The sequence below is a fragment of the uncultured Veillonella sp. genome (assembly GCF_937981445.1).
In the GTDB taxonomy this organism is placed as follows: Bacteria; Bacillota; Negativicutes; order Veillonellales; family Veillonellaceae; genus Veillonella_A.
Window position 1 is genome coordinate 192,590 of record NZ_CALJON010000008.1, and the last position, 13,123, is coordinate 205,712.

A 13,123-nucleotide genomic window follows, 5' to 3' on the forward strand; every position below is an offset into this window, starting at 1 on the left:
AGGAGACTATCATGTCAGCATTCTTGGGTCATATTCATTTTTGGTTATATAAAAAAATTCGCCTTCTTATTGAACGGGAGCAGTTAATCTTACAAGAAGGGGAAAAACGCTTAGATGATTTAGCCACTGAACTTCATAATACAGCGACTGATCTCTATGGTGCTCCCATTTCAGCAGATGAAAAATTAGAAGATATTATTGACCATGGCAATATTCATGGTTGGTTACAAGGTCAAATTGAAACTGCAAGCGTACGAGAAGGCACATTCATAAAAGACCTTTTAGACTGTGGTGGCACTGATGCTGAAGAGGCTATTTTAGCAGCCTTCACTACACAAGGCACAGCTTGTGGCACCGTAGCCAAAGAGCAAGTCAATGAAATCCACCGTCCTCAAGAAATCTATCAAATCATGCAAGACTATTACCTCAATGGTATGCCTTGCGATGGTGGCGACGATGTGTTACATGATACTGATGAGGCCTTTTCTTGGGAAGGAAGTCATAAAAATCAAGTAACAAATTGGGCAAAATCTGGTGTCAATCAAGACTTCATGCGCCTAGCCTATCAAGCTTGGTTTAAGGCCTTTGTAAAGGCTGTTGATCCCGCTTATACCTTCGTCGTAGAACCAGCAGCAACAGCCCCAATTTATAAAATTGCAAAAGTATAAAAATTACTAAAGCATCAAATTATCAAAGTTTAAAATTACTAAAGCATAAAAATTACCAAAGTATAAAATTGTCAAAATTAATACTTCGCTCAATGGTAACGATATTTACCTTGCCGGCAGAGAGAGGCTCGACTTTAGCTATTTTACCTTTCCCTTTTGGCTAAATCACTTCCCTGTCGGCAATCTATTATAAAAGGAGGATTCCTATGGTTGGTATAGAAAAACAAGAATTAGGTTTATTATTTGACGGTCCTAATTTTAAAGTTGTAAAAAAAGCCGGCAAAGCTGGTGACACAGTAGAAAATCATAATCATCCAGAAGCACAGGTAGTCTTTACTGTCGTAAAAGGTAAAGTACGTGTAGAGCTCAATCAAGAAGAGCCTCATGTATTAGAACCTGGCACAGTACTTCAATTTAATGGTGATAATTATATTCAAGCAACCTTACTAGAAGATAGTGAGTTTATTGTAACCTTAATTACGAAACCAGAAGCATAGTTGCCCTGCTTTATCTATAATGGTTCATTTTATATTGGTTATCTTTATATAAGTGTATCCTTATATGGATGTATCCTATATAAGATTATAGGTTCCAAATTAAGAGTTATAGAACCAAATTAATTCCTATTCATAATATCCAAAATATCCAAAAGAAAGGCCCCCTGCTAAAACAGGGGGCTTTTCTTTATATGTATAGGCCTAGGACCTAATCTTATTTATTTTCCCAAATATCTACGCGGCGGTTATCAGCACGACCTTGGTCTGTATTATTAGTTGCTACAGGATCGGATTCACCTTTGTAGTTTAATTCTAATTGTGCAGCTGGTACACCTTGACGTTGCGCATAAGCTGCTACATTATCTACACGGCGTTTAGATAAGTTAGCATTGTAGCCATCAGTACCTTTAGCATCTGTGTTACCCACTAATTTATAGGTATGAGTTGGATTAGCTTTAGCTACTTGTACAAAATGATCCAATTTACTTTGTTCAGTGCCTAATGGTTGATCTTCATCAAAGCCGAAGTGAACACTTTCAAGATAGTAATCTTGTTTTTCTACAGGGCCTTGTTGAACAACTGGTACTGGTTGTGGTTCAGGGCGGTATACTGGAGTTGCTGCCACTGGTTCAGCTGCTTCTTCATGACCACCACCAAAGCGGTAAGAAAGACCAGCAATAAAGCCTTTGTAGCTAATATTAGCATCATCAGCTACTACATCATAATCGCCTTTATCTGCCAACTTAGTATTTACATAACGGTAACCTGCTGTAATATCAAAGTCTGGTGTAATGCTGTAGCCTAAACCAGCTTCCCAAATAGTAGTATTTTTTGTACCAATAGCAGCTTTACCATATACATCAAGTTTATCAGTTAATGGTGCTTTACCGATAATACCAATTTGAGCGATATTATTCTTTTCAGATACGTCGCCCCATTCAGATTTTAATTTATTATCAATGCGGTTCCAACCACCATATACAGCAAAGTTTTTATTTAAAGAGTAAATAGCATTTACTTCTTGGCTATTACCATCAGTTTTAACGCCTGCTGTTTCGTTATTGCCCTTTGTTTCAAGGCCATAGTAATTGTATTGTAATGCCCAGCGATCAGTTAAACCATATGTTACGCCACCTTGAAGATTCCAATCATCATCAGTGGTTACATCGCCGCTGCCAAAATCGCCTAAAAGCTTATCAGAGTCAACGCTAGCTTCTGTATTCCAAGCGCCTAAATCGATTTGCCATTGACCTTCTTGCCATTGAGTTTGTGGAGTTGCAAATGCTGCGGATGTTACGCAAGCAGCTACTGCTGCAAGTAATAAAGCTTTCTTTTTCATATAAAATCGCTTCTTTCTATAAATAATAATGACACAATAATAAATATAAAACGACACTCTATATCGATTAATTTCATTATAGTTTTATTGATATATAAAATCAAGTAAAAAATGTATTAATACTGGACAAATATCTTTTCTACTAAACGTCTATATCCGTAAGCCCCTTCATTTCAAAATAAACCAGTCTATGACGCGCTAATACAGCCAATCACTCATGTCCTGCTTACAGCATAAGCCTCCAAGCCCCCACAAAGCCTTACTACAACATGAGTTTTATACTCAGGCTCTACTGTAATATAAACTGCAAACTCGGCTGCTACTGCAGCATAAACTGCAAACTCGTTCGCTGCTGTAACATAAACTGCAGACTCAGGCTTTCCCGCACCATTTTACAGTTTCATAGATTAATTCCAATCGTTCCATCAATAGTTTTAACTCTAAACATTCATCCACACTATGACCATTGCCACCAACAGGGCCAAAGCCATCAATCGTTGGCACGCCTAGAGCTGCAACAAAGTTTCCATCGGACCCACCTCCTGTAGACTCCCACTGTGCTTCAATCTGCAAATTTTTGCAAATATCATCTACGGCAGCACAAAATGCCAAGGTCTTCTCTGTTTTCGGCATAGGTGGTCGCACAATCGCCCCCGTCACATTAGCACGCACACCGGCCACCGTCATATGATTAGGTAAATCCATCATCAACTGATGAATTCGCTCCCCTTCAGCTAACTCTCTTAACCTCACATCAACTTGAATTTTTACATAATCAGGCACTGTATTAGGCGTTGTGCCCCCTTCAACAGTACCAATATTAATCGTTGTTCCTAATTCTGGCTTAGCCCAAGCTAATATGTCTTGCCCCGTTACTAAAAATTGATTAATTGCATTGGCCCCTTTATCTGGATTTACCGCGGCATGAGCAGCCTTGCCTAAAAACTCAATCGTATATTTGCCAATGCCCTTTCGTTCATTAACAAAATTACCATTAATTCGGGCCGACTCAAGAACAATACAATGCTTAGATTTTTTACCAAGCGCTTCTATATAGGGCCTGGAAAAACGGGAACTAATTTCCTCATCAGGATTAAAGCATACACAAATACTCATAGAGCCTAATTCATCATTCTCTACAAGACTTTTACATACATAATAGGCCGCCAATACGCCATCTTTCATATCTGCCACACCAGGGCCATAGGCATAGGTTTCATCCATAGAAAAAGGACGTTTCTCCACAGTTCCAGTCTTAAATACCGTGTTCATATGCCCCAAAAGTAACACATCATACGATGCCGCTTCAGGCTGATTCGTAATAAATAAAATGGGCCCCACCTCTGGAGATGGATGATGCTCCTCAATATGCCACCCTAAGGCTTCAAACTTAGCGCGCATAACAGCTGCCACTTTAGCAGTACCAACAGGATCTTTGCTATAACTATCAATGTTGACTAATTCTTCCAACTCTTTTAAAAATTCCCTTTGTGTACCTTTTATCATATGAGCCTCCCCTAACAAAATCATAGTCAGCCACGTGCTGTCGCTATAACATCTAGGCAGCTGACCTATAATTAATTAAAATGGGCCAATAAAAAAAAAGCCATATAATATAAGAATTCTACATTACATGACAATTTCCTCTTATAATTATAAAAAAGAGACGACCGAAGTCGTCTCTTACTTTTTATTATCTAAGATATTCTTAGAAGAAGCAGTCGCTCCTTAATTATTTAGCAGCTTTTACAGCATTAACTAAATCTGGAGTAATATCTTCGATAGTTGTGTTAGGTTCAGCTGCTACAACTACACGAGGATCAGCAACGATGATTTGTACATTGCGTTGTGCGCGTACATTTTCAAGGTTTTCTTGAACTACTTTTTCTACAGGAGCGAAGATTTTGTTCATTTCTTCGTTGTATTTTTTCAATACTGGTTCGTATTTTTTAGTATATGCATCTTGTTTAGCTGCATCATCTTTTAAACCATTGATTTCAGTAGCAGTTTTTTGAAGTTTAGGGCCGTATTCAGCGTCAACTTTTTGAGCCTGCATTTGAAGTGCACCGTAACCAGGATATGCCTGCATTACTTGATTCATATTAACAACGCCAATAGTTGCTGCACTAGCAATGGCGCTCATTCCAATAGTCCCTAATACTGCTAAAGTTGCAATCTTCTTTTTAAAATTCATGTCCTAAAGACCTCCTTACAAATAAAAGCGCAACATACGCTCTATTGCTTTATAGTAACAGATATTCTGTTAAACTACAATACAAAACTAAGTTTTTTATAAATAGTTTATATTCTTCTTACATATCTTGATAGTTATAATTCAAATGATACTATATACTATCAAGCTATTGCCAATCACGACGTCCTTCCTATGTCTATACTATGCCATTATAAACATATATCATAAAAAGTAATCTTCAGTGGCTATATATTCATCTTACAGATTGATAATGAATATCACATGAATACAAGAAAGACTCCCTTATTACTATGTAACATTACTTATACTAGATTTATAAAATTCCTAGTCTATTATTTTGTTTCATTTTCGTTGATATAAATATATTTATCTTTTTTTAATTTAGAAATTACTTCTGGAACCATGCCAATTAAACGATCAAAACCGCTGTATTTAGCAGAACCTTTAATATTAAATAGTTCTACGCGTTCACCTTTAATAACTAAAATAGCAGTAGGTTGCATTTTAGCGCCACCACCAGTGCCACCACATTCAGCTTTTGCAGCACCGCCGCTACCGAAGCCAATGGTCACATCTACGAAAGGAACGAGGGTAGCATCACCGATTTGAATCGCTTCACCAACTACAGTTTCCACTTTAATCATATCTTTAAATTTTTCAAAAATCGGTTCTAAGTTATCCTTAATGAAAGTGCATTTGTTTTCCATTTATATCCTCCTCATCGTGTTGTGTACTTCACACACTACTCTTAATTGTATGATTCGTTACTGTTTTATTATTCTTTATCGTATCCTGTATACTACGCAATCCATGTGGCACGTATTATACTACGAAATTGTAATTACGCTGTTTTTTCTGCTCCCAATGAAGCTGCTTTTTCTGCTGCCTTCTTAGCTTTTCTATGTCGTAATCCCGCTTTAACAACATCAATTCCAAGATCACGAACTGGTTTAGATATAGCAAATAAGAAGCCATACCAAGCCATAACGCCAGGATAAATACGACCTTTCATCAAAAAGCTACCTACAAATGAGCGCTCCGTATAATCTAGCTGGACTTCACTCATTTTACTTGGCCAAATAGAGTATAATGCAGCAGCTATAATGCCCATACTATAAGGGTCGCCATTGCCAAAAAGTCCTTCAATGCGAAGTTCGCGAGGTTTGGAATGATTGTAACTACGCTTAACCAACAACAAAAGCTTTTCATATAAAGCACCATTAGTTACATGCTTTAACCACCAGCGTTTATGTGGATCAGCCTGCGCCTTAGTCGCTTCATCACTATCTGTCGACTCTTGATCTTTAGCCCCATTAGCTGTGGCTTTTTCAGCCTCTTCCGCTTCTTCTTTTGCCTTAAGTTCAGCTACGCGCTTAGCATCCTCTTCGCAAAGTTTACCATCTGCATCAAAACGAAGCGTATCAATCGTATCCTCTCTTTGCTCAGTAGATTCACTAGCCTTTGCCAACTCTTCCTCTGTTAAAGGACGTGGTGGCTCTAACGGCGTCGTATCTACACCCGCATTAGGCAATCGGTCATTCAAAGTCTCATACGATTCCTCATCGGTTTCATCAGCAGTCGCCTCTTCTACACGACGTGCCAACCAATCCTCATAGTCACGAACAGCCCCTAATTTAGCCTTTCTTAAAATATATACTTCTTGGAAAAAAGGCGTTCCTTGTTCATATTTAAAATGAACTAAGAACATTTTGCCCCACCATTCGACGTATATCTCAGCCTTATACGGCTTACGAGCAACGACTTCAAATGAATATACAATAGGCCTAAACAGAATAATCCCTATTAGAATAATAATAACCAGTAGCACTATGGCTAATACGGTCACAGGCAACACCTACCCTCCATATGATTTTTACACGGTTTTATATATATCCGCAGTCTTTCTACTTATTCGCCATAACTACTTAAAATTCCTCTTTTTGCTTGTTTAAAATAAAACAAGCTTCCTATCATCCCCTCAAACGATTAAGAGCTCAAACACTCAACCATTCTAAGCCTCAAGGGCTCAAACGCTCACGTGTTCAAACCTTCAAAGCCTCCATGGCCTAAACCTTTAAATGCCAAAACACGCAAAGGTCCGAAAGAACAAAGGCTAAAGAGCTCAAGGGCTCAAAGGCTCAAAAGCTAAAACACTGCCCAGCTACTGAGCGGATGATACAACCGTAACTTATAGCGTATATTATTATTTTACCACATTTATACTATCTACAACATATAAAAAACATATAATTCAAGCATTCTTTTAAGATTGTATAAGGCTCTTAAGCCCTTAATCAAGTACTTCACATATGCAAAAAGTCATACCCCAAAGGATAGTAAAATAACGCTACTACCCCTAGGATATGACTTCTTATTAGCTTTTATGACTTTTTATTAATTTTTATTAGTCTTTATTAACTTTTATTAGCCTTTACTGATTTTTATCCTATTTAACGCTCTATGGATAATCCCTAATTATTGAATCGGCAAGAACAGCATAGGATCAACAGCGCTACCATTGATATTTACTTCATAATGTAAATGACTGCCCGTGCTTTTCCCAGTGCTACCCATAAGAGCTATGGTATCACCTTGTTTTACCACAGTACCAGCATGAACCAAAATAACAGATGTATGTCCATATCGTGTGACAAAGCCATTGCCATGGTCTATTTCAACTAAATTGCCATATCCACCACTAGTCGCATCAGCAAAAGTTACATTCCCCGCTGCGGTAGCCACAATAGGGGTACCATAATCATTAGCAATGTCAAGCCCTTCATGGTAAGCAGTACCACCATACACAGGATCGGTACGACCACCAAAAGTAGACGTAATAACCCCTTTAACAGGCCAAATAGAAGGCATAGTCACACTAGCCCCAGCTGGATTATTGGTGTTAAAGGCGATGGATTGAAGATCGCGAATGTTTTGACCGGCTCCATCTTTAAGCACATTGCGAAGCATATAAAAAGACGCCATGCGCTGCTGTGCTAAACGATCTAAATGCGATAATTTAGCAGACAATTCTGTTACTGACACAGGACCTGATGCATTCGCTTCATTGGCACTCGTAGAGTCTGTTTCGCCACCTGTTGCTGTATCAGCAGCTCCAGGTTCCTCACTCTCAGCCTTAGTAGGTGTTTGTGCTTCCCCACCACCTTGCGGCACCGTGCCCGTTTCAGAACCCTTAACCATTTGTCGAATTTCTTGATCTAATTGATCCAAAGTTTGAATTTTCTTATCTAAAATTTCCGTCTTTTGTTGCAATAATTTCAATTGCTCTGTCTGTAATTGAGTCTTTTGTCTTAGCTCCATGAGTTCTGCTTGTCGCGCAATCCCCCAAATACCAAGGCTTAAGGCAATTACAAATATAGCAATAATTACACCGACTAGTATACGCAGCTGCTTCTGGCTACATTGCAGCGTATAGGAACCATCTTGCTTTGTTACATAGTTCCCTAAAAAGCCAGGTAACTTCATTCCATGCCCACTTCCTTTACTCGTCTCCTCTTAAAATTATTTAAATTATTAACACATTTAAAATTAACATATTTCATATTATTAACATATTTCATATTAATGTATTAATCTATTTAATATAAATGGATTTAAATTATCAAACTATTTAACAACAGACGCTGAAATAAGCGCCTCTTCATTGGACTTAGTCCCCAATGCTTCCTGAAGACTTTCCATTTCTTCTTGAGATAAGCTTGCTAAGCTCTTCCCTTTAACTATAGGCTTACTGAAAATTCTTGATTCACTACGCCCATACACACTAGAAATACAAATACCATTATTGTTGCCATCAAGTAAGGTAACTGAAAACGACAAATCATTGCCAATATTTTCAAATGCATTATATTTTACAAAGCCAATCTTTTGAAATGTGCTTTGTTGTGTGTTTTGAATTGCCTGCTGTTGTTGAAATAATGTTTCAATGGATTCAGCGGCTTCGCGCAACTCCTTTACCTCAACAGATAATTTTCGCTCTAAGCTGCTGCCATTTTCACCGCGCATAAAATAATCATACTTTTTATGAAGGGAGCCAATCTTGCTCTGTAAAACTAAACAATACAAAAACAAGACAATAATAACTAAACCTTCTCCTAGTACGATCCAGGTTTGAAAGTTCTCTAACATGTTTGACCTTTCTCTATCTATATAATGAATTGTAGTAGAAAAATCCCCTACAATAACGAATATGTTCTAAGTTAAATTAAGTTACGGCACCTATCAATCAAAAATTTTATATTTAACTGCCGTACCTTTTATTATATTACATGAATGTAATTAATTCTACTTAATTTACTAAACTTCATGGAGTCTTTACCATAAAATCTACTTCAACTCATGTTTAAATGGTGTCAAAGCGCGCTCTAAAATACCATGTAACGCTGCAATCAATACACCATAATTTACAATGGGCACACCTTGTTCCGAGGATACTTCCAAACGACGCAACACTTCGCGGCGCGTCAACATACAAGCGCCACAATGAATAATTAAATCATAAGTACTCACATCATCAGGGAATGCACCACCACTGGTCCACTGCAATTCCAATCCCTCATAGCCAGCTTTTTTTAACCAACGAGGTATTTTCACACTGCCAATATCATCGCATTGACGATGATGTGTACAACCTTCACTAATTAATACTTTAGAACCAGGCTTTAAATTTGTAATGGCTTGTACCCCTTCAGATAAAATTTTCAAATCACCTTTAAAGCGCGCCATCAAAATAGAAAATGATGTTAATGGAATATCATTGGGTACTTGTGCTGCCACCTCTTCAAAAGCTTGCGAGTCTGTTATAACTAATTTTGGCTTTTTATTTAATATCTTCAATAATGAACTGACTTCTTCTGTTTGCACAACTAAGCTCATGCCACGTCCGTCAAGAACTTCTCTGATCATCTGAACTTGAGGTAAAATCAATCGTCCTTTAGGTGCTGCAGAATCAATAGGGCAAACTAGAACAATAATATCTTCAGATTCAATTAAGCCTTCTAATAAGCCTCTTTCTGACTCAGCATCTTTAGGTTTCATCTTTCCTAATTGAGTTAAAATTTCACCTTGTTTATCTGATTCAAGCAAATTAGCACCAATATAGGGGAAATTAAACTCTTTAAATACTGCTCCATGCTCCGCCATATATGAACCAGAATTAATTTGATTTACTTCATTAATTATTAGTAATGTTTGTGTATTGTTAGCTTTTAATTTTTTAATCCAATTAATATCTTCTTTTGATGGACTTATATTTGATTTTAACACATATAGTGCTAAATTTATTTTTGGTAGTAATGCTTGAGTTTTTTGGATGCGAAGAGGACCAAGTTCAGATGTATCGTCAACGCCAGCTGTATCAATGAGCATAACAGGTCCAAGAGGAAGTACTTCCATGGCTTTACTTACAGGATCCGTAGTCGTGCCTGCCACATTAGAAACCAAAGCCAATGATTGCCCTGTTAACATATTAATTAAAGTTGATTTACCTGCATTGCAGCGACCAAAAAATCCAATATGTATACGATTAGCTGCTGGAGTTTGTGCCATATTTGTCATACTCATTATGTTTCTATCCTTCATGTACTGACTATTATCAATTGAAATTATGCTTTAAATTAAAGAGTCAATTATTGATAATCGACTCTTTAATGATTGCTTTTTATACTTTAAATTCTATTGTTTCAGATAAGGAATCCTCATCTTGTATTTTATTAGCTCCTATGGAGTGTTCTTGTGATTCCATATATTCAATAAGGCGTGTTAATTCTTCCTCGCTTTTAAATGGTAATTCAATGCGACCTTGTACTTTTTTACCTGGTTTAAGCTTAATAGCCGCCTTAACCCCAACACTCAATTTAATGCGTTCCACTAAATCTCGTAATTCAGCAGTATTATGCAATGCGCTTGGTTGTTTACGAGGTTCTAATTCCTTTCCTTCTTTTACGCGCTTTACTAATGCTTCAATTTGACGCGCATTCAAGTCTTTTTCTTTAATAATATTCCAAATCTCTCGTTGCTGTGCTTCCTCTGATAATGCTAGCAAAGGTCTTGCTTGACCTATAGTTAACTCACCAGCAGATAAGTCATTGCGCACAAAGTCAGGCAAATTTAATAAGCGCACAATATTAGCAATATATGAACGGCTTCGACCTAACCGATTGGCAATAGTATCCTGTGTTTGCTTAAATGTATCCATTAATCGTTGATAAGCAAATGCTTCTTCAATAGGATCTAAATTTTGCCTTTGTAAATTTTCAACGAGAGCCACTTCAGTAACTTCTTCACTACTATAGTCTTTTATTAAAGCAGGAATCATTGCTAACCCAATAGCCTTCGATGCACGTAAACGGCGTTCTCCTGCCACTAAATTATATACATCCCCTGCCTTGCACACAATAATGGGCTGAATAACACCAATCCGTTTTATAGAGTCCATAAGGCTTGTCATATCATCTTCGGCAAAATTTTTACGAGGTTGATTAGGATTTGGAATAACCTTATCTACTGGGATGAGTACAGAACCTTCTAGTTTAGCTTCCCCCTCTACTTTAACCCCTGTATTTCCTTCGGTCCCTTTACTCGATGTATGTAACTCTGAATCAGTTGATTTTTTTTGACTAGTATATTCAGCTTCATCATCAGACTGTTTCTGTGAGTTATCTTTAGTACTACTCTCATCCTTCTTATTATTAGTTTTAGAGTTTGCCATCTTAGCGCGACGCGAGGTTCCTACTGCAACAGTATTTTTGCTAGCTTCTTCACTAACTTCTATATGAACCCCTTTACTTACTTTTCTATGTCTTCCTTCGCTTTCACTACGCCCTTCTGCTACATCTAAATCTATTTCGTTTTCAATCACTGGTTCCTTATGAATTAAAGCACCTAAGCCTTTACCAAGGCCGGTTCTCTTCTTATTTGACCGCGGCATGCTTAATGACCTCCTTCGCTAGTTTCATATACACTTCAGCACCTTTTGATTTTGGATCATATATAATAATTGGTTCACCAAAACTTGGTGCTTCACTTAATCTCACATTGCGAGGAATCATCGTTTTATATACTTTAGTAGTAAAATATTTTTTAACTTCATCGGCTACCTGTATGGACAAATTAGTGCGGCCATCAAACATAGTCAATAAAACGCCTTCAATTTCTAAATTTTTGTTTAACGATTCTCTCACTAAATCAATGGTATGCACTAACATACTTACCCCTTCCAAAGCATAGAATTCACTTTGAATGGGAATTAGTACGCTATCAGCAGCAATCATAGAGTTTAATGTCAACAATCCTAATGATGGTGGGCAATCAATAAAAATAAAATCATATTCTTTTTTTGCACTTTTTAGGGCCTTTTTCAAAATATGTTCTCGTTTATCTAAGCCAACTAATTCAATCTCTGCACCGGCTAATTCGATAGCAGCTGGTGCTATTTTTAATTTTTTAATAGCTGTGGGCTGAAGAACATCGTTAATAGCCACCTGATTAATTAGTACATCATATATACTAGCATCTAAATTATCCTTATCAATGCCAAGACCGCTCGTCGCATTGCCTTGTGGATCCATATCAATTAGCAGCACTTTTTTGCCAGACGCTGCAATACAAGCACTAAGATTTACTGATGTTGTCGTTTTTCCTACCCCACCCTTTTGGTTGGTAATGGCTATTATTTTTCCCACAAGCTCACCTCATTCTAAACAATAAATACACAAAATATTATAACATACTCATAACATAAAAACTTGCTTTTACATAAAATAACACCAATAATGTGGATTTTCCTCTCAATGTATCACACTATAATATAAAATGTTTCACGTGAAACATTAACCAAAAACTTGGCATCAACTTTATATTATTTTATCTAAAAACATAATTAAGGATTGCTATTTATATTGTTTCACGTGAAACAAATTAATACACTACTCTCAAACACTTACACAAGTTGTCTAACAAAAGTCCAAGTTTCGGATACTCTAATTTCTACACTACTCTCAAGCACATACATAGGTCCCGTATCAAACTAGTCCCTCAACTTTTACACCATCTCTAACAAGAATGTTCTATCTTCCAACTTATCAAACTATAAGCAAAATAAAATTCGAATTACTCAATAAATAACTTGAACCAAAAGATAACCTAATCATATTAACTATATATTAACTTTTCTCCTTCTTTAATTATAAATGTTTCACGTGAAACATTATAGTTAATTATATATGAAAATACCTCAGTAAATTTTATAACATAGGTTAACATGTTGTAATTTTTAGTTCACAACTATATGTAAATCCTAGTAGTATTTACTGAGGTATAATTTAAATATTATATTTTTACACAAATCAGAATCATAAGTCCCTTTTTACGCTATTTAAGCCATTTA

The 13,123-nt window shown here is 36.8% G+C and carries 12 protein-coding genes; 2 read left to right on the forward strand and 10 right to left on the reverse strand.

The window, feature by feature from the left end; all coding sequences use genetic code 11:
- The first annotated feature begins 11 nt into the window (after positions 1-11).
- Both Q0376_RS01900 and Q0376_RS01905 read left to right on the forward strand, forming a co-directional pair.
- Positions 12-668, forward strand: coding sequence for a hypothetical protein (locus tag Q0376_RS01900; RefSeq protein WP_298703478.1), 657 nt, complete (start codon positions 12-14; stop codon positions 666-668).
- 206 nt (positions 669-874) lie between these two features.
- Complete coding sequence (locus Q0376_RS01905) at positions 875-1,165, forward strand: cupin domain-containing protein (protein ID WP_298703480.1); 291 nt, start codon at positions 875-877, stop codon at positions 1,163-1,165.
- Between the two features lie 214 nt (positions 1,166-1,379).
- On the opposite strand, the gene Q0376_RS01910 is transcribed toward Q0376_RS01905, so the two are convergent.
- The 10 genes from Q0376_RS01910 to Q0376_RS01955 form a co-directional block, all read right to left on the reverse strand.
- Positions 1,380-2,504: an OmpA family protein gene (locus Q0376_RS01910; protein WP_298703482.1), complete on the reverse strand. Its 1,125-nt coding sequence runs from the start codon at positions 2,502-2,504 to the stop codon at positions 1,380-1,382.
- Between the two features lie 372 nt (positions 2,505-2,876).
- Positions 2,877-4,010, reverse strand: coding sequence for a M20 family metallopeptidase (locus tag Q0376_RS01915; RefSeq protein ID WP_298703484.1), 1,134 nt, complete (start codon positions 4,008-4,010; stop codon positions 2,877-2,879).
- A 226-nt stretch (positions 4,011-4,236) separates the two neighbouring features.
- Positions 4,237-4,698, reverse strand: coding sequence for an OmpH family outer membrane protein (locus Q0376_RS01920; protein WP_298703486.1), 462 nt, complete (start codon positions 4,696-4,698; stop codon positions 4,237-4,239).
- A gap of 353 nt (positions 4,699-5,051) precedes the next feature.
- On the reverse strand, positions 5,052-5,426 hold the full coding sequence (locus Q0376_RS01925; RefSeq protein ID WP_298703488.1) for a GerW family sporulation protein: 375 nt from the start codon (positions 5,424-5,426) through the stop codon (positions 5,052-5,054).
- A gap of 134 nt (positions 5,427-5,560) precedes the next feature.
- Positions 5,561-6,571: a hypothetical protein gene (locus Q0376_RS01930; RefSeq protein WP_298703490.1), complete on the reverse strand. Its 1,011-nt coding sequence runs from the start codon at positions 6,569-6,571 to the stop codon at positions 5,561-5,563.
- Positions 6,572-7,194: 623 nt separating this feature from the next.
- Positions 7,195-8,202: a M23 family metallopeptidase gene (locus Q0376_RS01935; protein WP_298703492.1), complete on the reverse strand. Its 1,008-nt coding sequence runs from the start codon at positions 8,200-8,202 to the stop codon at positions 7,195-7,197.
- Between the two features lie 141 nt (positions 8,203-8,343).
- Positions 8,344-8,865, reverse strand: coding sequence for a DUF4446 family protein (locus Q0376_RS01940; RefSeq protein WP_298703494.1), 522 nt, complete (start codon positions 8,863-8,865; stop codon positions 8,344-8,346).
- Positions 8,866-9,063: 198 nt separating this feature from the next.
- On the reverse strand, positions 9,064-10,284 hold the full coding sequence (hydF, locus tag Q0376_RS01945) for a [FeFe] hydrogenase H-cluster maturation GTPase HydF (protein ID WP_298703562.1): 1,221 nt from the start codon (positions 10,282-10,284) through the stop codon (positions 9,064-9,066).
- Between the two features lie 112 nt (positions 10,285-10,396).
- On the reverse strand, positions 10,397-11,665 hold the full coding sequence (locus tag Q0376_RS01950) for a ParB/RepB/Spo0J family partition protein (protein WP_298703496.1): 1,269 nt from the start codon (positions 11,663-11,665) through the stop codon (positions 10,397-10,399).
- Positions 11,649-12,419, reverse strand: coding sequence for a ParA family protein (locus Q0376_RS01955; protein ID WP_298703498.1), 771 nt, complete (start codon positions 12,417-12,419; stop codon positions 11,649-11,651). The genes Q0376_RS01950 and Q0376_RS01955 overlap by 17 nt, the downstream gene beginning before the upstream one ends.
- Positions 12,420-13,123: the final 704 nt, after the last annotated feature.

Bases quoted from the DNA above. Each gene is read 5' to 3' on its own strand.
- Q0376_RS01910 (WP_298703482.1), bottom strand. From the start codon at position 2,504: ATGAAAAAGAAAGCTTTATTACTTGCAGCAGTAGCTGCTTGCGTAACA.
- hydF (WP_298703562.1), bottom strand. From the start codon at position 10,284: ATGGCACAAACTCCAGCAGCTAATCGTATACATATTGGATTTTTTGGT.
- Q0376_RS01900 (WP_298703478.1), top strand. From the start codon at position 12: ATGTCAGCATTCTTGGGTCATATTCATTTTTGGTTATATAAAAAAATT.
- Q0376_RS01940 (WP_298703494.1), bottom strand. From the start codon at position 8,865: ATGTTAGAGAACTTTCAAACCTGGATCGTACTAGGAGAAGGTTTAGTT.
- Q0376_RS01915 (WP_298703484.1), bottom strand. From the start codon at position 4,010: ATGATAAAAGGTACACAAAGGGAATTTTTAAAAGAGTTGGAAGAATTA.
- Q0376_RS01905 (WP_298703480.1), top strand. From the start codon at position 875: ATGGTTGGTATAGAAAAACAAGAATTAGGTTTATTATTTGACGGTCCT.
- Q0376_RS01935 (WP_298703492.1), bottom strand. From the start codon at position 8,202: ATGAAGTTACCTGGCTTTTTAGGGAACTATGTAACAAAGCAAGATGGT.
- Q0376_RS01950 (WP_298703496.1), bottom strand. From the start codon at position 11,665: ATGCCGCGGTCAAATAAGAAGAGAACCGGCCTTGGTAAAGGCTTAGGT.
- Q0376_RS01920 (WP_298703486.1), bottom strand. From the start codon at position 4,698: ATGAATTTTAAAAAGAAGATTGCAACTTTAGCAGTATTAGGGACTATT.
- Q0376_RS01925 (WP_298703488.1), bottom strand. From the start codon at position 5,426: ATGGAAAACAAATGCACTTTCATTAAGGATAACTTAGAACCGATTTTT.